At 48.4% G+C, this 19,139-nt stretch carries 13 protein-coding genes; 7 read left to right on the top strand and 6 right to left on the bottom strand.

The window, feature by feature from the left end:
- Positions 1–41: 41 nt before the first annotated feature.
- Together BM082_RS20335 and trhP are read right to left on the bottom strand one after the other, a co-directional pair.
- Positions 42–296, bottom strand: coding sequence for a YfhL family 4Fe-4S dicluster ferredoxin (locus BM082_RS20335; protein ID WP_017012461.1), 255 nt, complete (start codon positions 294–296; stop codon positions 42–44).
- A gap of 3 nt (positions 297–299) precedes the next feature.
- Positions 300–1,691 (bottom strand): prephenate-dependent tRNA uridine(34) hydroxylase TrhP, encoded by a 1,392-nt coding sequence (gene trhP, locus BM082_RS20330; protein ID WP_017012462.1) that lies wholly within the window; start codon positions 1,689–1,691, stop codon positions 300–302.
- 292 nt (positions 1,692–1,983) lie between these two features.
- On the opposite strand from trhP, the gene BM082_RS20325 reads away from it, so the two are divergent.
- Complete coding sequence (locus tag BM082_RS20325) at positions 1,984–3,264, top strand: peptidoglycan DD-metalloendopeptidase family protein (protein ID WP_017016734.1); 1,281 nt, start codon at positions 1,984–1,986, stop codon at positions 3,262–3,264.
- A 76-nt stretch (positions 3,265–3,340) separates the two neighbouring features.
- On the opposite strand, the gene rdgC is transcribed toward BM082_RS20325, so the two are convergent.
- Complete coding sequence (rdgC, locus tag BM082_RS20320; RefSeq protein WP_181163557.1) at positions 3,341–4,255, bottom strand: recombination-associated protein RdgC; 915 nt, start codon at positions 4,253–4,255, stop codon at positions 3,341–3,343.
- A gap of 122 nt (positions 4,256–4,377) precedes the next feature.
- Here rdgC and sbcD point away from each other — a divergent pair, with 122 nt between their 5' ends.
- The 5 genes from sbcD (at position 4,378) to BM082_RS20295 (ending at position 12,456) form a co-directional block, all read left to right on the top strand.
- Positions 4,378–5,613, top strand: a complete 1,236-nt coding sequence (gene sbcD, locus BM082_RS20315; RefSeq protein ID WP_026025133.1) for an exonuclease subunit SbcD — start codon at positions 4,378–4,380, stop codon at positions 5,611–5,613.
- On the top strand, positions 5,610–9,284 hold the full coding sequence (locus BM082_RS20310) for an AAA family ATPase (protein ID WP_074928404.1): 3,675 nt from the start codon (positions 5,610–5,612) through the stop codon (positions 9,282–9,284). The genes sbcD and BM082_RS20310 overlap by 4 nt, the downstream gene beginning before the upstream one ends.
- 155 nt (positions 9,285–9,439) lie before the next feature.
- The gene (gene phoB, locus BM082_RS20305; RefSeq protein WP_017012467.1) at positions 9,440–10,129 is read left to right on the top strand and encodes a phosphate regulon transcriptional regulator PhoB; all 690 of its coding nucleotides are present in this window, start codon (positions 9,440–9,442) and stop codon (positions 10,127–10,129) included.
- 63 nt (positions 10,130–10,192) lie between these two features.
- Positions 10,193–11,488 carry a phosphate regulon sensor histidine kinase PhoR gene (gene phoR, locus BM082_RS20300; protein ID WP_017012468.1) on the top strand — a complete coding sequence of 432 codons (1,296 nt, stop codon included), beginning with the start codon at positions 10,193–10,195 and terminating at the stop codon, positions 11,486–11,488.
- 14 nt (positions 11,489–11,502) lie between these two features.
- The gene (locus BM082_RS20295; protein WP_017012469.1) at positions 11,503–12,456 is read left to right on the top strand and encodes a PstS family phosphate ABC transporter substrate-binding protein; all 954 of its coding nucleotides are present in this window, start codon (positions 11,503–11,505) and stop codon (positions 12,454–12,456) included.
- Between the two features lie 113 nt (positions 12,457–12,569).
- Here BM082_RS20295 and ppx read toward each other — a convergent pair whose 3' ends face one another.
- From ppx to BM082_RS20280, 3 genes are read right to left on the bottom strand one after another with little or no spacing between them, the layout of a single operon-like run.
- Positions 12,570–14,078 carry an exopolyphosphatase gene (gene ppx / locus BM082_RS20290; RefSeq protein WP_017012470.1) on the bottom strand — a complete coding sequence of 503 codons (1,509 nt, stop codon included), beginning with the start codon at positions 14,076–14,078 and terminating at the stop codon, positions 12,570–12,572.
- Complete coding sequence (ppk1, locus tag BM082_RS20285) at positions 14,071–16,167, bottom strand: polyphosphate kinase 1 (RefSeq protein ID WP_017012471.1); 2,097 nt, start codon at positions 16,165–16,167, stop codon at positions 14,071–14,073. The genes ppx and ppk1 overlap by 8 nt, the downstream gene beginning before the upstream one ends.
- Positions 16,168–16,186: 19 nt before the next feature.
- Positions 16,187–16,696 (bottom strand): glycine cleavage system transcriptional repressor, encoded by a 510-nt coding sequence (locus BM082_RS20280; RefSeq protein ID WP_017012472.1) that lies wholly within the window; start codon positions 16,694–16,696, stop codon positions 16,187–16,189.
- Between the two features lie 241 nt (positions 16,697–16,937).
- Between BM082_RS20280 and BM082_RS20275 the strand changes: the two genes are divergently transcribed.
- Positions 16,938–19,109, top strand: coding sequence for an ABC transporter permease subunit (locus BM082_RS20275; protein ID WP_074928402.1), 2,172 nt, complete (start codon positions 16,938–16,940; stop codon positions 19,107–19,109).
- Positions 19,110–19,139: the final 30 nt, after the last annotated feature.

The following is a 19,139-nucleotide window of genomic DNA, read 5'->3' as shown; positions in this document are numbered from 1 at the left end:
CATTGCCGCAGACAATAAAAAAGCGCCTTTCGGCGCTTTTCTTATGCTAGACCCTGAAGGGTAACGAATTTCTCTAAGAGTTCATCGTTCGTTTCACGATGTTCTGGATCGATAATGATGCAGTTCGTGATAGGGCAAACCGACTGGCACGTTGGCTTTTCATAGTGACCCACGCATTCCGTGCATTTGTCTGGATCGATTTCGTAGATCTCAGCCCCGAACGTAATGGCTTCGTTCGGGCACTCTGGATCGCACATGTCGCAGTTAATGCACTTCTCGGTGATCAGCAGTGCCATATATTACGCGCTCACAGTTTGAGCAGTAACCGGGTTGCGGGTATTTGTCCCATCTACCAAGTTGCGCATTAATAGACCGAAAGAAAGATCCATATCCGAAGGCACTGGGATGAACACAAAGTGTCCGTTACCTTTCGCGTCGTCGATGATTTCGCTCTTGCGGTTTTCCATCGTTTCTAGCGTGAAGGTCACGTTGCCTTTTGGTGTCATCACTTCCAGTGAATCACCCACAACAAACTTGTTTTTCACTTCGATTTCAGCCAAATCACCGCGGCGTTTACCCGTAAATTCACCAACAAACTGCTGCGCGTCTGAAACCGAGTAGCCGTAGTCGTAGTTTTGGTATTCGCTGTGATTGTGACGACGAAGGAAACCTTCGGTGTAACCGCGGTGCGCCAAACTTTCTAGCGTGCTCATCAAGGTTTCATCAAACGGCTTACCTGCTACCGCGTCATCGATCGCCTTACGGTATACTTGCGCAGTGCGTGCGCAGTAGTAGAAAGACTTCGTACGGCCTTCGATTTTCAGCGAGTGAACGCCCATCTTCGTCAAACGGTCAACGTGCTGGATAGCGCGAAGATCTTTTGAGTTCATGATGTAAGTGCCGTGCTCGTCTTCAAATGCTGCCATTTTCTCTTCTGGGCGATGTGCTTCGCTCAGCAGTACCACTTCGTCGGTTGGTTTACCAAGACCCAGCGTGTTGTCAGGACGTTCTTCAACGTCTTGAACTTGTACGGCATCTTGCACTTCAACGATTTGACCCGTTTCGTCTTCTTGCGCTTTCTCTGCTTTGTATTCCCAACGGCATGCGTTAGTACAAGTACCTTGGTTAGGGTCACGTTTGTTGATGTAACCAGAGAGCAAACAGCGGCCTGAGTACGCCATGCAAAGTGCACCATGAACGAAGATCTCAATCTCCATTTCTGGCACTTCTTTGCGTACTTCTTCGATTTCTTCTAAAGACAGTTCACGCGAAAGGATTACGCGCTCAATGCCTTGAGTTTGCCAGAACTTCACCGTCGCCCAGTTAACGGCATTCGCTTGAACAGACAAGTGAATCACCATTTCTGGGAACGCTTCGCGAACCATCATGATCAAACCTGGGTCTGACATGATCAGCGCATCTGGGCCCATATCAACAACAGGCTTTAGATCGCGGATAAAGGTTTTTAGCTTCGAGTTGTGCGGTTGGATATTGCACACCACATAGAACTTCTTACCCAATGCGTGGGCTTCATCGATGCCGATTTGAAGATTCTCATGGTTAAACTCATTGTTACGCACGCGAAGGCTGTAACGTGGTTGGCCTGCATAAACCGCATCTGCACCGTAAGCAAACGCATAACGCATGTTTTTTAAGCTGCCAGCAGGCGAGAGAAGTTCTGGAACAAACATATTCAATGCTTCTTATTTCTGAGTGTAAGTCAGGCGCATCAGACGCTGATGCGAAGGAGCGGCGATTTTACTGTGATCTTGTTAACATAGCCAGTTCGATTCTGGAAACCTTTTGAAGAAAATAATGTCATTCTTACAGCCCAAGGGTTTATGCGAAGTGTGCGCATAAAATGACGGAATAGCTTGGTGTTAATTGCCAGTAATGGATGGCGATAAATTGAAACACGCGGCGTGTGTCTATACTCTTGTCAGGTCGTGATGAATAAATACTGCGTAATTGAGAAGTCGTTTAATGTACGAAAAGAAAACCAAGACGATGAGTAAGTTGTCTAAATCGATGCTTGGCTTAATGGGATTGTCACTTGTGACGGTCGCCGTGTCCGTCAATTTCTTAAGCTCGGACACGTCTCGAATCATCCCCTTAACGATTTCGAATTCTTTGCTTCCCTCTTTTCCCGCGAATGATGTGGCAGTGACTGACACTGCCGTGATTGAAAAACTGGCGCTCCCAGATTATGAATACACCATTCAATCCGGTGATAGCCTTAGCCAGATTTTCATGAAGTTAGGCATTCCTTATAGCGATTTGCTTAATTTGATGGAAACCGACCTTAACCATCTGCGCATTGATACCCTTCAACCAGGGGATATTTTGCGTTTTTGGGTTGATGGTTCCGCGAAGCATCTCGACAAGCTCGAACTGGAATTTAACGTCGCATCGAAAGTGATGTACCAGCGAGAAGATGACGGTACGTTCGTGTTTAACGAAATTGATATTCCTGGCGAGTGGGTGCAAACCGTCTCCGCGGGCGATATCAAAGGCAGTTTCTCTGTTTCAGCGCGAAAAGCTGGGCTAAGTTACAACGACGTGGAGACCGTTACCAACCTGCTCAAAGACAAAATCAACTTCTCGCGAGACTTGCGCGCAGGTGATCGCTTTGAAGTGGTTCGCGCTGAGCAATTTGTTGACGGTGTGCCGAGTGGTCAACGAGAAATTCAAGCCATACGTATTGAACGTCGTGGCGCGCCGATCACGGCGTATTTGCACACAGACGGAAATTACTACGATAAGAGCGGTAATAGCTTGCAGCGTGCTTTCCAGCGCTATCCGACGGTAAGCAAAAAACGTATCAGTTCGAGCTTTAATCCGAAACGTAAGCACCCTGTGACGGGGCGCGTATCTCCGCACAACGGTACTGACTTTGCCGTACCAACTGGTACGCCGGTGGTGTCGACAGGGGATGGTGTGATTGTTATGGTGAGAAATCACCCTTACGCGGGTAAATACATTGTTGTGGATCACGGGAACCAATTCCGAACACGTTACCTGCACAACAGTAAAATTTTGGTGCGTAAAGGCCAACGCGTGACGCGTGGTCAGCGTATCGCCTTATCAGGACGTAGTGGTCGTGTCACCGGGCCTCACATTCACTATGAACTGCTGATCCGTGGTCGTGCGGTTAACCCAATGACGGCGAAAATCCCGATGGCCACTTCTGTATCACGCAGTGAAATGACCGATTTCAAAAAATCTGTGGCGGCTTACGACAAGATGATGTTTGCCAAGATGTAGTGGCCTTTAAACATAAAAAAACAGCGCCGATTGGCGCTGTTTTTTTATGTGGCGATATGATTGCGACGCGAAAGGTTTAGTCGCTTCCCGTATCAATCCCATCAAGTTCTTCATACAGGTTTGGCAAGAACGCGCCAAGCTCACCGCACATCAGAGACAAATCTGCATCAAGGCGTTGAGCGATGTCTTCACGGTCGATGTCTGCATTTTGATCGCGCAGTTCTTCAGAGAACTTAATGCGCTTGATAGACATGTCTTCGCAAAGCATCAGTTCGATACGGTCTTGCCAGTTTAGTGCCAGTTTGGTCACCAACTTTTCCGCTTCAATGTGCGCGAGAATTTCATCACTCGAGAGATCTTGTTGCTTACAGCGGATCACGCCACCTTGCTCCAAAATCGCTTTCAGTTCAGCTTCATCACCAATGGTGAAACCTTTAGGCGCGGCATTTGAGCGAACCCATTCAGTCATGGCCAGCTCAACCGGTTTGTTGGTTTCAACAGGCACCACAGGAAGACTACCCAATGATTTACGCAGCAGGGCCAAAATGTCTTCTGCTTTTTTTGCACTGCCGGCATCAACAATCACGAGGCCGGTTTTTGGCATGATCAACGCGTAGGTTTGGCTCAAGCGGCTGAATGCACGCGGCAGCAAATCCATCACGATGTCATCTTTAATGCTGTCTTTTTCTTTCTTCTTCAACGGACGGCCTTGCTCAGTTTCCATTGCCTCAACACGCGCGTTTAGCGAGTCTTTGATGACAGAAGCCGGAAGCATTTTCTCTTCTTTGCGCGCACAGATCAGAATGTTGCCATCACTCACGTGGGTCATCATGTCGCCATGTTTACCTAGCGCAGTGGTCCAGCCGAATTTTTGCATGTCTTGGCTGCCACAAGGCGTGAAGCGAAACTCAGACAATTGCTTCTCAATGTGCTCTGGGTCGAGGTCGATATCGCGCGAAAGGCGGTAGGTAAAAATGTTCTTGAACCAAATCATGGCGAGGCTTTATCCATCCAGTAATGACAAAGGCCACATGGTATTGCATTCAAGGGAGAATGTCGCTGCAAATGGGGTACAATTTGGCACTGAGCACAAGAACGAGCATACAACTTGCGATGAAAATACTTCACACCTCTGACTGGCATTTAGGACAAAATTTCTTCACAAAAAGTCGCCGAAGCGAGCACCAAGCGTTTATAGACTGGTTGTTAAATCAAATCGATGAACACCAAATAGATGCCGTTATTGTCGCGGGAGATGTGTTTGATACTGGCGCGCCGCCAAGCTATGCACGTGAACTGTATAACCAGTTTGTGGTGTCTATCAGCCAGCGTCATTGCTCGTTGATTGTCTTAGGTGGAAACCATGACTCAGTATCCACGCTAAAAGAATCTAAATCGTTACTGGCTTGCCTTCATACACAAGTGGTTGCCAATACCAGTGATGACCTTCAAGACCAATTATTGACGTTAAAAAACAAAGCAGGGGACGTCGGTGCGATTGTCTGTGCAGTGCCTTTTGTGCGCCCTCGCGATGTCATGACCAGCCGCGCTGGTGAATCCGGCACTGAAAAACGCCAAGCCTTGGGCGATGCCATCAAAGCCCATTATCACGCCTTGTATCAAGCCGCGGTTGAACTGCGTAGCGAACACCAATGGAAAGTGCCCATTATCACCACCGGGCATTTAACGGCATTGGGTGTTAGCCCGTCTAAATCGGTGCGTGACATCTATATCGGTTCGCTGGATGGCTTTGCGGCAGAGGGGTTCCCTCCTGCCGACTATATTGCTTTGGGGCACATTCATCGCCCTCAAATTGTCGCTAAATCAGAGCATATTCGTTACAGCGGATCGCCGATCCCTCTCAGCTTTGATGAACTTAAATTTAGCAAGCAAGTGGTGCTGGTGGAATTCGATGGTGAGCAGCGTATTAGCATCGAGCCTATCAGCGTGCCGAGCTTTCAGCCTATGGCTGTCCTAAAAGGGTCGTTGGAAGAGATAGAGGTACAGCTTTCTGCGTTAAAAGATCATGATGATCCTAAACCTATTTGGCTGCACATCGAAGTCGCGGTGCAAGACTATCTGTCCGACTTGCAGCAGCGTATTCAAATCCTGACCGAAGACCTCAATGTTGAAGTGCTTCAACTACAACGCGCCCGCACACAAAAATCGCAAGCACTCACTCAAGAGGCAAAAGAAACCTTAGCGGAATTAACCCCGCATGATGTTTTCCAAAAACGCCTCGACTTAGAAGTGTTTGACGGCGAAGTAGAAGAAGCCCGTAAAGTTCGTATTCAAACGCAGTTCGCGCAAATCGTCGCGGACGTTGAGCATGTGGAGGCGGGCGAATGAAAATCCTCAGCTTACGCTTTAAAAATCTGAACTCGCTGAAAGGCGAATGGAAGATTGATTTCACCCAAACGCCGTTTTCGGACAATGGCTTATTTGCCATTACAGGTGCAACGGGGGCGGGTAAGACGACCTTGTTGGACGCCATCTGCTTGGCGCTTTATCACCAAACACCGCGATTGGGGCTTATCTCTACATCAAGCAACGAAATCATGACGCGGGGCACTGCGGAGTGTGCCGCAGAGGTTGAGTTTGAAGTGAAAGGCCACCCGTACCGCGCGTTTTGGAGCATGCGACGTTCTCGTGGCAAGGTTGACGGTAACTTGCAACAAGCCGACGTTGAGCTTGTCGATACAAAAACGGACAAGGTGTTGGCAACACAAGTGAAGCAAAAAAATGAGCTGGTGGAAGACATCACTGGCCTCGATTTCTCGCGATTTACCAAATCCATGATGTTGTCGCAAGGTGATTTCGCCGCCTTCCTAAATGCCAAAGAAAACGAACGTGCGGAGTTGTTAGAAGAACTCACGGGCACGGAGATCTACGGCCGAATTTCTGAGAAAGTGCATGAGCATTTTGCGGCTGCGAAGCTACAACTGAGCCAAAAAGAGGCGGAAGCCAAAGGCGTACAACTGCTGAATGCCGAAGAAATTGATGCCATCGAAACCGCATTGGCAGAGGTGGATGCTAACCACAAAGCGCAACAAGGACGGCTAGCCGAACTCACGGCTCATCTTGCGTGGTGGAAAGAATACCAAAAGAGCCAACAGGAACAGTCACAGTCAGAACAGCAGCAACACCTTGCGAAATCAAACTGGGAGGCTGCCCAGCCGCGTATAGAAAAATTAGAAAACAGTGAGCCTGCAGAGAAGCTGCGAATGCCTTACGAGCTATGGCAAACCGCGGTGCAGAAAAGCACATCAAGCGAAGAAGCATTGGCGGCGAAGCAGCACATGCTGACAACCTGCACTGCCCAAAGTCAGACGGCAGAAAAAGCCTTGAAACTGGCGCAGGAAACCTTCGCCCAAGCGAAAGCGCAGCACCAAGCGCTTGATGTGTTGATCACCGAAAAAGTCATGCCGCTCGATAACGAGATCAAACATAGCACTCAGCGTCATCAGGAAGTTGCTGCGCAGTACATTGGATTACAAGCCAAGTGTACAGAGCAAACCTCGGTGCGTGATGAAAAAACGCGTGCGCTTGAGGAGCAAACCCAAGCGCTGGGTGCGGTCACTGCATTCCTTACTGAGCATCAATCGGCGGGAACGCTCAAGCAACACCTTGGTCGGTGGGCACAAATGGGTGAGCAGATTCAGCAAGAGCAATCTGCAATGGCGGGGTTGCATGAGCAAGAAAAGACCCTCATGGCCGCTCTCAATGCCGACAAAGCCCGAGCGGAGAAAGACCAAAAAGAACAACTCACCGCCGTTGCAACCAGTGATGCTGCGAAACGCCATTGGGAAACATTGCAACATGCCTTTGTTGAAGCGACAGAAAAGGGCAATGTGGATGCCATTGATAAGCAGCGTGAGCAGCTAAACGCCCAGCTTGCAACGCACTTTCAGTTGAGCCAGTGGCAGCAGCAATGGTTGGATATTGATAAAGACAAGGTCGATAAGCGAGCGCTACTTGAACAGCAAACTGTGTTAGCGACAACCCTAGAAAAAGAGCTGGTGGCACTTCGCGGTCAGTTCAAAGATAAAAAGCAACTTATTGACGCGCTAGGCAAGCTTGTTAGTCAAGAAGAGCACCTCGCTCAATATCGCGCAACACTTCAGCCCGAAGAGGCGTGTCCACTGTGTGGCTCGACTGAACACCCAGCGTTGGCTGGTGCGGTACTGAATGTATCGGAAACCGTTCAAGAGAAAATGGATGCTGAAACAGCACTGAGTCAGCTGGAAGTTACAGGCAAAGAAACCGGCGTGAAGCTGGAAACATGCAAGCGTTACGTCACTGAGCTTGAACAGCAACTCACCCGCACACAATCTCAGCAGGCAGCATTAGAACACCAATGGGCCGAAACTTCTTCAGCACTGGGTATGGCGTTGTCGATACAGCAGCAAGATGCGTTTACGGCCTTCACAGATGAGCAAAAACAAGCGCGAGATACATTGACGAAAACGCTGGCTCAGCTAAAAGAGCACGACAAGCACCTTCAACTTGCTAAGCAGCAATGGGATGACGCCGTGCGTGCACAAGCAGGGTTTGAACAGGCGCTGTCTTTGCTGACGCTAACCATTGAAAACAATGAACGACAGTTACAAGGTTTGCTCGAAGACCTGCGCCAGCGTTTAGACAAGCTCGATACCTTGCAAGCGGGCCTGAACACGCAAATTGCCGATAGCGGTTACACCGCGCCACATGCCGACACGCTATTAACCTGGCTTGAGGAAAGAAAGCAAGATGCTGAACAGTGGGAACAAAATACGCAGCGTAAAGACGTACTTGGAAAGACGGTAGCGCTGTTGGAATCTGAACTTGCGAGTATTTCTCGTGAACTGAGCGTGTTGAATGAGCAACGGTTAGCCGTGCAAATGGATAGCGAGAAACTGCTTGGGGCATTGAATGCCGCGAAAACGCAACGCGAAGAATTGTTCGGCGACAAAGTGGCGGAACAAGAAAGGCAACAGAGTGCTGTGACATTAGCGAACGCCGAAGAAACCTTGACGGTAACTCAGCAGCAAGCACAACATTGCCAAGGTGATTTACGTGCAATTCAAGCAGAAACAAGCAGCTTAGAGCAAGCGCTCAATGGCCAGAAAGAAGATACGGCAAGCAAAGAAGCAACGTGGAATGAACGTTTGAAGGCTTCGCCTTTCACATCGCTTGATACCTTCCAATCTGCCTTGTTGCCTGAAGAAGAAAAACAGCAACTGTTGGTAGAAAAGCGCCAACTTGAGAATGCCTTGGAAGGCGCGAAAGTCCTGCTTCAAAAAGCACAATGTCACGTGGCAGAGGTATTGGCACATGATAATGCAGAACTACTAGAGCAAACACCACTGGATGAGGTAGAAAAAGTCCTTCAGGCTCAGACGGATGTGCTAAACCAACTGGCAAAACGCAGTGGTGAATTGAGCAATGAGTTATCATCGGATAAGCAACGCCGAGAGAATCAGCAAGCCTTGTTTGAACAGATTGAACGTCTTCGCGCAGATTATGATGATATTCAGTACTTGCACTCACTGATCGGCTCTCAAAAGGGGGATAAATTCCGTAAGTTCGCCCAAGGCTTAACGCTGGATAATCTTGTCTACCTTGCCAACAAGCAACTGGATCGTATTCATGGTCGTTATCAGCTTAACCGCAAGCAGGGGTTGGAGTTGAGTGTGCTTGATACGTGGCAAGGCGACATAGAGCGTGACACGAAAACCCTATCCGGCGGTGAAAGCTTCTTGGTCAGTCTGGCGTTGGCACTGGCGCTGTCTGATCTTGTGAGCCACAAAACCAGCATTGATTCGCTTTTCCTTGATGAAGGGTTTGGCACGTTAGACAGTGAAACCCTAGACATTGCATTGGATGCGCTCGACAGCTTAAATGCATCTGGCAAGATGATTGGTGTGATCAGCCATATCGAAGCCATGAAGGAACGTATTCCGACGCAATTGCGTGTGACGAAAAAGACAGGGTTAGGGATCAGTGAGTTAGAAAATCAGTATCGTGTAGCATCATCGTAATCGTGTTGAAGGCGGCATTTTCCGTGGCCTGTCGTGAAATGACGACAGTTGGGATGATTTTCTGTGCTGTGATAGCTCGTGATGGGTCACAAAAATGTCATAATATAATCACATAATGGCGTCCAAGAAATAAACGTTAACTGGATTATTAAATAATGGTAAGACGGATTCTTGTTGTAGAAGACGAAGCACCGATTCGTGAGATGTTGTGTTTTGTACTAGAGCAAAAAGGCTATCAGGCCGTAGAAGCAGAAGACTATGACAGCGCGCTGGAAAAGATCTGCGAGCCGTACCCGGAATTAATCCTCATGGATTGGATGTTGCCAGGCGGTTCAGGGATCAACCTGATTAAGCACCTTAAACGCGACGAACTTACACGTCAGATCCCCGTGGTTATGCTGACTGCGCGTGGTGAAGAAGAAGACAAAGTTCGTGGTTTGGAAGTGGGCGCAGATGATTACATCACCAAGCCATTCTCACCGAAAGAGTTGATGGCACGCTTAAAAGCGGTCATGCGTCGAGTGTCACCCACGTCATTAGATGACGTTATCGATGTGCAAGGTTTGAAGTTAGATCCTGTATCGCACCGTGTGACGGCAAATGAAAAGCCGCTGGATATGGGCCCGACTGAGTTCAAAATGCTGCACTTTTTCATGACTCACCAAGAACGTGTTTATAGCCGTGAACAACTGCTAAACAACGTCTGGGGCACTAACGTTTATGTTGAAGATCGCACAGTAGACGTGCATATTCGTCGTTTACGCAAAGCGCTCGAAGAAGAAGGTCACGACAAACTGGTTCAAACCGTTCGTGGCGCTGGTTACCGCTTCTCGACTCGCTCTTAATCCTCACGGATACGCTTTCATATTGTTATCCAATGGCCACTGGATGACAGGCTGGAGACATTGATGGTCGAAAGACTCACATGGAAGAAGCTGGCTCTTGAGCTGGCTTTTTTTTATTTACCTTGGTTCATCATAGGATGGTTCTTTGGCGGTTTGCCTTGGCTACTCCTTCTTGCAACCGTTCTTGTTTTGCTGTGGAATTTCTATCACCAGCTAAAGCTTTCTGATTGGCTCTGGAAAGAGCGTAGTCTCACGCCACCTTCCGGCTCAGGCAGTTGGACGCCGCTATTTAACGGCATTTACCGCCTTCAAAAACGTAACCGCCGTCGCCGTAAAGAGCTTGCTAATCTGATCCGTCGATTCAGAAACGGTGCCGAATCGTTGCCCGATGCCGTTGTGGTGTTTGAGCACGATGGTTCTATCGTTTGGTGTAACAAGCTGGCTCAAGAACTCTTAGGCTTTCGCATGCCTGATGATGCGGGACAGTACATCGCGAACCTGATTCGTACGCCAGAGTTTATCGAATACCTTTCTCGTGCTGAATTTGGTGATGCTTTCGAAATGCGTTCACCGCTGCTTGCATCTAAAACCCTTGAGTTTCGAACCATGCCCTATGCCGAAGGTGAATACCTGATGGTGGTACGTGACATTACTCAGTTGAAACAGCTCGAAGGCATGCGCAGAAACTTTTTTGCCAACGTCTCCCACGAATTACGTACACCGATGACAGTATTACGCGGTTATTTGGAAATGTCTGAAGACCCAGAAATGCTGCAAGGTCCAATGTGGGATAAAGCCCACGGGGTGATGACTGAACAATTGTCTCGTATGGAAGGGTTGGTGGAGCAACTGCTGACGCTATCTAAAATCGAAGCGAGCGTGAAAATAGCGCTCGACCAGAAAGTGAATGTTCCCGCGATGTTGGATGTGCTTGAAAAAGAAGCGCAAACATTGAGTGGCGATCACGCTCATACCTTTGAGTTTGATGTCGATCATTCGCTTCAAGTGCTGGGTGACGATGATCAGTTACGCAGTGCGATTTCCAACCTGGTGTATAACGCCGTGAAACACACACCCGAAGGGGCGGCGATTAAAGTACGCTGGTTCCGTTCATTAAAAGGGCCGCGTTTGGAAGTGACCGACAGCGGTGAAGGTATCGCACCTCAGCATATTGATCGCCTGACCGAACGCTTCTATCGCGTCGATAAAGCACGTTCGCGCCAAACCGGTGGCAGTGGCTTAGGGCTGGCGATCGTGAAGCACGCCTTGAACCACCATGAATCGGAACTTGAGATAAGAAGCCAACTGGGTAAAGGCAGTGTGTTCTCCTTTACCTTGCCGGAGCGTTTGTCATGCTAAGGCGCGTTGCGAGTATGCTATTAGCCGTGAGCACGCTGGTCACCGGTGTGCTCGCGACAAGTTCGGCGGCAAACGCCGACGATCATTTGCCGTTGTATTACCGCACTGACGATATTTCTGGAAACCTGTCGACGGTTGGGTCTGATACTTTGGCCAACCTTGTGACACAATGGGGGGCGTTGTTTAAGCAATATTACCCCAACGTGAACATGCAAATTCAAACCGCAGGCTCTTCCACTGCCGTGCCCGCTTTGATTGAGTCAACGGCACAATTCGGCACCATGAGCCGCAAAATGCGCGCGAAGGAAGTGGAGTTATTTGAGCGTCGATACGGGTATCCGCCGACTGCGATAAAAGTCGCGATTGATGCCATGGCGATTTTCGTTCATCAAGATAATCCCATCGAAGGTGTTTCTCTTGATGATGTGGATGCACTATTTTCAGAAACCCTGCGCTGTGGCTCGACACAGCGGATAACACGCTGGGGTCAAATGGGGCTCGAAGGCAGTTGGGAAAAACGTAGCATTCAGTTATTTGGTCGAAACTCTGTGTCGGGCACTTATGGCTTCTTTAAAGATGAAGCCTTGTGTGATGGGGATTTCCGTAGCGATGTGAATGAACAGCCGGGCTCTGCCTCTGTGGTGCAATCGGTGAGCTCTTCTCTCAACGCCATTGGTTATGCTGGTGTAGGGTATCGCACTGCGGGGGCAAAAATGTTACCACTGAACGTAGATGGGGAGCTTATCTTCGCGACGGCAGACAAGGTAACATCGGGTATTTATCCGCTATCCCGTTATCTTTATGTGTATGTGAACAAAGTGCCTGATAAGCCCCTACAAAGTATGGAAGCGGAATTCATTAAGATGATGCTTTCTCGCCAAGGTCAGGCTTTGGTGTCGTCAGAAGGTTTTGTCGCCCTCCCTGAAATAGTGATTCAAGAGCAGCTTGAGTTGGTGGGTCTGGACTGATTCTGTCAGTCATTTTCCGTGAGTTATTGAACATGAAAAAGCCGAAGCAAATTGCTTCGGCTTTTTCTTTGTCACTTGATGCTTTACTCTGGTGCTGTGCGTCGAGGTGTCACTTATTCCGCGATATCAAGCGTCCAGCCTGCGTTTTGCCACAAGGCCTGTTCAACGATCAAATCTGCTTCTAGCAATCTATTTTGACGTAACCATGTTTTGGGGAAGCGCAACGTCCACACATCTTCGCTTACGACCAGTTCAACGTCGGGTAACGGATCGTCAGATCGTTGAACGTTCAATACACACGCTAACCGAAGTGACCTGATTAGAGGGAAGATATGCTTGGATTTAAACAGGGTGAAGTCGGGCATTTCCCCTAGTTTTAGTGCCTTTCGATGAAAGCGTGCAAGGGTAGCAAGCACGGTTTGCTGCTCTTGGTTGAAACCTGGGAGGTTGGTGTTTTGCAATATGTAGGCAGAATGCTTGTGAAAACCAGAGTGCGAGATACTTAACCCCACTTCATGAAGTTGTGCTGCCCACCTTAGTAAAACGGATAACTCCTCTTTTTTTGAGCTCCATTGAGACTCTGCTTGGAGGTATAAGCTAGACGCTACTTGCTGCACTCTATCAGCATGTTGGCTATCAATATGATATCGCTCGGCCAAATCAGCGGCAGTGCGGCTTCGAATGTCGCTGTGCTGGAAGCGATCCTCCATTTCATACAGTAACCCTTCGCGCAAAGCGCCGTTTGAAAACACCATTTTTTCAAGCTTCAATGCACTGAAAACGCCGGATAAAATGGCAAGTCCCGCAGCAAATACCGGTTGTCTATCGGGTGACAGTCCTGGTAAGTCAATGTCTTCGCTGTGCTTGAACGTCAACAATGCTTCGATAAGGGTATCGAGGCGTTTGCGTGTGATATGCCCATCATCATGGCCTGATGCAATAAGCACTTCTCGGATGGCCTTAATGCTGCCAGACGAACCAACCGCGTCATTCCAACCGTATCGGATGTATTGTCTAGCGATACTTTCGAGCTTCAATTCTGCGGCGAGCTGAGCGGACGTAAATCGCTTCGCTGATATTTGCCCATCTTTGAAAAAACGTGCGTTGTAGCTGACGCAACCCATGTGCTTGCTGTTCGTGAGTGCGGCGTAGAAGTCGCGCCCTATTACCAGCTCGGTACTGCCTCCTCCAATATCAACCACCAACTTTTTTCCTTCGCCGGGTTGTGTGTGGCTGACACCCATGTAGATCAATCGGGCTTCTTCAATGCCAGGAATGATCTCAATAGGATAAGGAAATACGTTAGCGGCGCGCTGCAAGAAGACATGGCTGTTCTTCGCTTCTCGAAGCGTGAACGTTGCTGCAACACGAACGTTTGCTTCATCAAACCCTTGCAGGCGTTCAGCAAACATACTTAAACATTCAATGCCGCGCGTGATGGCGGCATTGTCTAGGTTTTGATGGCTGTCTAATCCAGACGCTAATCTGACACGTTGCTTGTGTCGACTGACGATTTGCAGTCCTTGCCCGACGACGCGGGCAACGACCATGTGAAAACTGTTGGAACCGATATCAATAGCTGCAATTTCTCTTGGCTTTTCTGCACTAACGTCGTCATTCATTCTTTTGTTTGTCCGCCTGCCGCTTTTCTGCTCGTTCTACTTGTTTAAGGTAATCGTAAATGGCAGTTTGCGAGCGAACTTTTTTGCGATTTCCACGTTTTACATACGCATTTGACATGTCTTTATCCAAAACGCGCGCCTTCGCACGGTCTAGGAATTGAATTTCAAGAATGTCCATGATGCGTTGTTTTAGGCGTTCGTCTTTGATGGGCGTAGCGACCTCGATGCGATTGTCAATGTTGCGTGTCATCCAGTCAGCAGAAGAAATGTAAACATCGCGTTCCCCACCATTTTCAAAGGCGAACACGCGCGGGTGTTCAAGAAAGCGGTCGACGATGCTGATGGCTCGGATATTTTGGCTAAGGCCTTTAACCCCGGGGATCAGTGAGCACATACCACGAATGATCATGCGTATCTTCACGCCTTCACTGCTGGCTTTGTAAAGCAAGTTCACAAGCCCTGGGTCTACAAGGTTATTCACTTTGAGCGTGATACCAGATTTACGCTTTGCACGGGCATGTTCAATTTCGCGTTCGATAAGCTTGTAAAGACGGCTGCGTGAATTGCGTGGCGAAACAATAAGGTTGGAGAACTTCACGGGCTTGTAGGGGTTTTCAATGAAGTTGAACACCTTGCGAACTTCAGTGGTCAGTGTTTTATCGGCAGTAAACAAGGAAAAATCGGTATAGATACGGGCGGTCTTCTCGTGGAAGTTACCCGTACCTATGTGCGCATATTCCTGAACGCCATCTTCTTCGCGGCGAGATATGAGGCATAGCTTTGAGTGGATTTTTAGGCCGGGTGTGCCGAAGACGACTTTGACGCCTGCATCCGTTAATACGCGTGCCCATTCTATGTTTGCTTCTTCATCAAAGCGGGCCTGAAGTTCAACGACTACGGTGACGCGTTTACCGTTATTCGCCGCATCGATCATCGAGTTAATGATTCGGCTGTTTTTCGCAACACGATAGATGTTGATGCGAATGCTACGCACCTTGGGATCGAATGAGGCTTGGCGAACCAATTCCGTCATGTGTCTGAAGGTGTGGTAGGGGTAATACAAAAGCACATCGCGCGCTCGGATCGCATCAAATGCGTTGTTATGACGCATGAAGTCGGTAGATTCAATGGCGGGTAACGCCGGGTTTTCAAGGTACTTCATCCCCACATTTGGGAAGCCAATGAAGTCTTTGAAGTTGTGGTAGCGTGCGCCAGGCAGAACGCTGTCGTAATCAGAGATCTTCAGCATTTTGATGATGCGTTCAATCATGTCTTCAGGCATGTCTCTTTGATAAACGAAACGTACCGGAAGGGCGGTTAAGCGTTGGTCGAGACTGTCTGACATGTTTTCGAGCAAGCTGTGGTCGACTTCGTGTGTTAAATCGTATTCTGCATCTCTCGTCATTTTCATCGCATAGGCTTCGATGCTGTCATAGTCGAAGAAACCACGGAAGATTTCATCAAGACAAAGACGAATGATGTTGTCGAGTAAGATGATGGTTTTACGGCGGCGCTTGCCTTTGGGCTCTGGCACTTTGATGAAGCGTTCTACGTCATCAGTTGGTATTTCAATGAGTGCGTAGCGCGTTGGTTGTCCCTCTTTTTTGAGCTCGACACCAATATAGGAGTAAGCATCTTTCAAGAAAGACAGTACATCCATTTTTTCCGTTAGGATAATGGGTGTGATGTGGGGAAGGAGGCTGCTGACGAAAAAGCGTTTAAGCCAGTTTTGTTGATATTCAGTCAATTGTCTTTCATTGACCAAGAAGATATGGCGACGCGCCATTTCCAACAAAATATCGTTATAAAGGTGGTCAAAATCTTGATTGAGTTTAAGCACCTTTTCTTGGATTTTACTCATCAGTTCACGAACGCCCACGTCTCCGTGTTGCTCTTCGCTAATAATGAGTCGGCGTTTTACATCGGCAAACCTGACCTGATAAAACTCATCAAGGTTGCTTGAGAAAATACCGAGAAAGCGAACGCGCTCAATGATTGGAACGCTTTTGTCCGCCGCTTCTTGTAATACCCTTTCGTTAAACGATAACCAGCTTAGCTCTTTATCTATGAAAAGCTTGTCAGCACTCATCCTTCCCTTTCCTACTCATTCAGATATCGCTGACGTCAAACTCCACGATGAGATCGTCAGACAAGCCTTCCAATGCTTCTCCGAGATCCGATAAAGGGATTGAGTTGGCGATATCAAGATCGAAATCTGCCGTGAAAATCATGCCACCAGAATTGGCGGCACTTTGTGCGTGGCTTTTCAGTTTGTTGATATTAATACCAAATTTCGCAATTTCTCGCGTAACCTCTTGAATAATGCCTGAGCGGTCATTGCCTGTCACGGTGAGAGAGTGTGTAGTGCTATCTGGTTCGGATTGACGCGGCGTATCCGCGATCAATACGTCAAGCTCTGGAATGCCGTTCAGTGCTTTTGCGAGCGACTCCGCATCTTCATTTTTGATGTCTACTTGTATGATTCCGGCGAACTTGCCCGCAAGTTTACTCAGGCTACTCGCTTGCCAACTGCCGTGATGTTGAAATACGGTATCGGAGAGTGTTTCGACAAGTCCAGGCCTATCTGTGCCGATCAGGGTGATCACTAGCTGCTTCATGGTTAATCCTTAACATCTGCATCGGTGGGTCTTTCATTATTAAAGCAGGTCTATTGCATGTCCACTGACGCGTTATTGAGCCATTAGGAAGTGTGTCTTGAATCAATGTTAACAAAGGCCACAAGACCTTTTATCGTCGCCTCATGTCACTTGCTACACGATTTACATATTTATGCACTGTCACAATTATGTCATCAAAAAGACATAATATGAGCCACTAAATCTAGATTCAGAGGTACCAATGGCAAACGCCGCCAATGTGCTGACACAAGGTGATCCTCGTCGGCGCTTGAAAGACAAACTTGCTCGCTTGTCCGTTATCGGTGGCGGGTTAGTCGTGCTTTTTGCGTTGCTATTGATTTTCTTCTACCTCGCATATGTTGTGTTTCCTCTTTTTAAAAGCCCAGATGTGACGATTGATACACGTCTGGATATACCTCTCTCTGGTGCGCCTGCACAGCTCGGCATTGACGAAAATAACCAATTTGGTTTTCGCTATTCAGACACAGGTGAGCTGGTCGTCTTTTCGTTAAATGAGAAACCCGAAACGCTTCTTCAACAGCAACTCGTGTTTTCGCCTACCAGTTTTTTTGCTGCATCGACTGCGGCAGGCAAAGTTGCCTACGGGCTGAATAATGGCGAAGTGTCGTTGCATCGACTCCGTTTTCTTGCTCATTACCAAAATGGCACTCGCCAATTCACCCCTGATATTCAGCCGCTTCAAACTGTAGATTTGAGTGAGGGGGAGGCGCCAGTATCGTCGGTGTCTTTTTCGATGGAAGGCGACCATTTGCTGGTGGCGGGCATCGTTGCCAATGAGCTGATCATTTCAGTTCAAGAGCAAGGGCAAGAAACGCGTAGAGCTGTTTTCCCTGTGTTGTCAGGCTCAACCGTGTTAGCTGCCCATGATGGCCGCAAAGTGTACGTTCTATCGGGATCTAAGTTGAAGGTCTACAGTGTGCTTCGTCGCGATATCATGCTGAGAGAAACGGTTAATATCGAGGCCGTGACGAATCAAAAACCACGCTCAATGACGGCGTTGGCGGGTGGGCACTCTTTGTTGATCCGCTTAGAAAATGGTCAGATAGGGCAGTGGTTTGACGTCGTAAAAGCCAATGCGAGATCGCTGACGTTAGCGCGGAGCTTTGATACTCCGCCGGGCATTATGGCGGCGGAATTGCACCGTAATGTGTTTGCGAATTTATCTGAAGTTGGAACATTAACCTTATGGCACGCGCCGAGTGAAACCGATGATCGTTTTTCTTTCTCGGATTTGGCGAAAGGTGTTGAAGCATTTTCGTTCTCGCCGCGAGCGGATCGCTTGATTGCAGAGCAAGGCAATACGCTAACGTTGCTGGATGTTGATAACCCGCATCCTGATGTGAGCATCCGATCGTTGTGGAGCCAAATTTGGTATGAAGGTTATAGCGAGCCTGACTATGTGTGGCAATCAACATCTGGTGATGAATCATTTGAAGGTAAATTGAGTGCGGTGCCTATCGTGTTCGGGACGATAAAAGTGGCGGCATTTTCGCTTCTTTTTGCGGTGCCTTTAGCCGTTGGTGGTGCTATCTACACGGCGTATTTCATGCCATCGGGCTTACGTAAAGTGGTGAAGCCGACGATTGAAATTATGGAAGCATTGCCGACAGTCATTCTCGGCTTTCTGGCTGGACTTTGGCTTGCACCCATTGTTGAAACCCATTTGCCTGCCGTATTACTCATCTTCTTTGCATTGCCGATTGCATTTTTGGTCACCGCATTTGCTTGGGCTGAATTGCCGCGGTCAGTGAGAAAGCACCTTCCAAGTGGCGGACACTTGTTTGTTCTTATCCCTATAATTTTGCTGTTGGGGTATGCGGCATTTGCGGTTGGCCCTTACATTGAAATGCATTATCTCGGTGGCGATAGCCGTGTTTTTGTCACCGATGTGCTTGGCGTGAACTTCGATCAACGAAATGCCATTGTTGTTGGATTAGCGATGGGTTTTGCTGTCGTACCGACGATTTTTACCATCGCTGAAGATGCGATTTTCTCTGTGCCTAGCCACCTTACGAATGGTTCTCTAGCCTTAGGTGCAACCCATTGGCAAACCCTTACACGCGTCGTATTGCTGACGGCAAGTCCGGGCATTTTCTCCGCGGTGATGATGGGGTTAGGCCGTGCGGTTGGAGAAACCATGATTGTTCTGATGGCGACAGGTAACACGCCATTGATGGAGTGGAATCCCTTTGAAGGGCTGCGAACTCTGTCGGCCAACATTGCAGTTGAAATGCCCGAATCCGAGGTGGGCAGTTCCCATTACCGTGTGTTGTTCCTCACCGCGTTTATCTTGTTCAGTTTCACCTTCTTGTTCAACACGATTGCTGAATTTGTTCGTCAGCGGTTGCGGGAGAAATACCGTGCGTTGTAATGGTTTTCTCCTCACATCGAAGCGCTCGTT

The sequence above is a fragment of the Enterovibrio norvegicus DSM 15893 genome, assembly GCF_900115495.1.
In the GTDB taxonomy this organism is placed as follows: Bacteria; Pseudomonadota; Gammaproteobacteria; order Enterobacterales; family Vibrionaceae; genus Enterovibrio; species Enterovibrio norvegicus.
Note: the sequence above shows the minus strand (reverse complement) of the source record. Positions and strands in the feature narration are given on the sequence as shown.

Excerpts from the sequence above, each read along its gene's own strand:
- trhP (WP_017012462.1), bottom strand. The coding sequence starts at position 1,691 with ATGTTTGTTCCAGAACTTCTCTCGCCTGCTGGCAGCTTAAAAAACATG.
- ppk1 (WP_017012471.1), bottom strand. The coding sequence starts at position 16,167 with ATGAGTGCTGACAAGCTTTTCATAGATAAAGAGCTAAGCTGGTTATCG.
- BM082_RS20325 (WP_017016734.1), top strand. The coding sequence starts at position 1,984 with ATGTACGAAAAGAAAACCAAGACGATGAGTAAGTTGTCTAAATCGATG.
- ppx (WP_017012470.1), bottom strand. The coding sequence starts at position 14,078 with ATGAATGACGACGTTAGTGCAGAAAAGCCAAGAGAAATTGCAGCTATT.
- phoR (WP_017012468.1), top strand. The coding sequence starts at position 10,193 with ATGGTCGAAAGACTCACATGGAAGAAGCTGGCTCTTGAGCTGGCTTTT.
- sbcD (WP_026025133.1), top strand. The coding sequence starts at position 4,378 with ATGAAAATACTTCACACCTCTGACTGGCATTTAGGACAAAATTTCTTC.
- BM082_RS20335 (WP_017012461.1), bottom strand. The coding sequence starts at position 296 with ATGGCACTGCTGATCACCGAGAAGTGCATTAACTGCGACATGTGCGAT.
- BM082_RS20310 (WP_074928404.1), top strand. The coding sequence starts at position 5,610 with ATGAAAATCCTCAGCTTACGCTTTAAAAATCTGAACTCGCTGAAAGGC.
- BM082_RS20280 (WP_017012472.1), bottom strand. The coding sequence starts at position 16,696 with ATGAAGCAGCTAGTGATCACCCTGATCGGCACAGATAGGCCTGGACTT.
- phoB (WP_017012467.1), top strand. The coding sequence starts at position 9,440 with ATGGTAAGACGGATTCTTGTTGTAGAAGACGAAGCACCGATTCGTGAG.
- BM082_RS20295 (WP_017012469.1), top strand. The coding sequence starts at position 11,503 with ATGCTATTAGCCGTGAGCACGCTGGTCACCGGTGTGCTCGCGACAAGT.
- BM082_RS20275 (WP_074928402.1), top strand. The coding sequence starts at position 16,938 with ATGGCAAACGCCGCCAATGTGCTGACACAAGGTGATCCTCGTCGGCGC.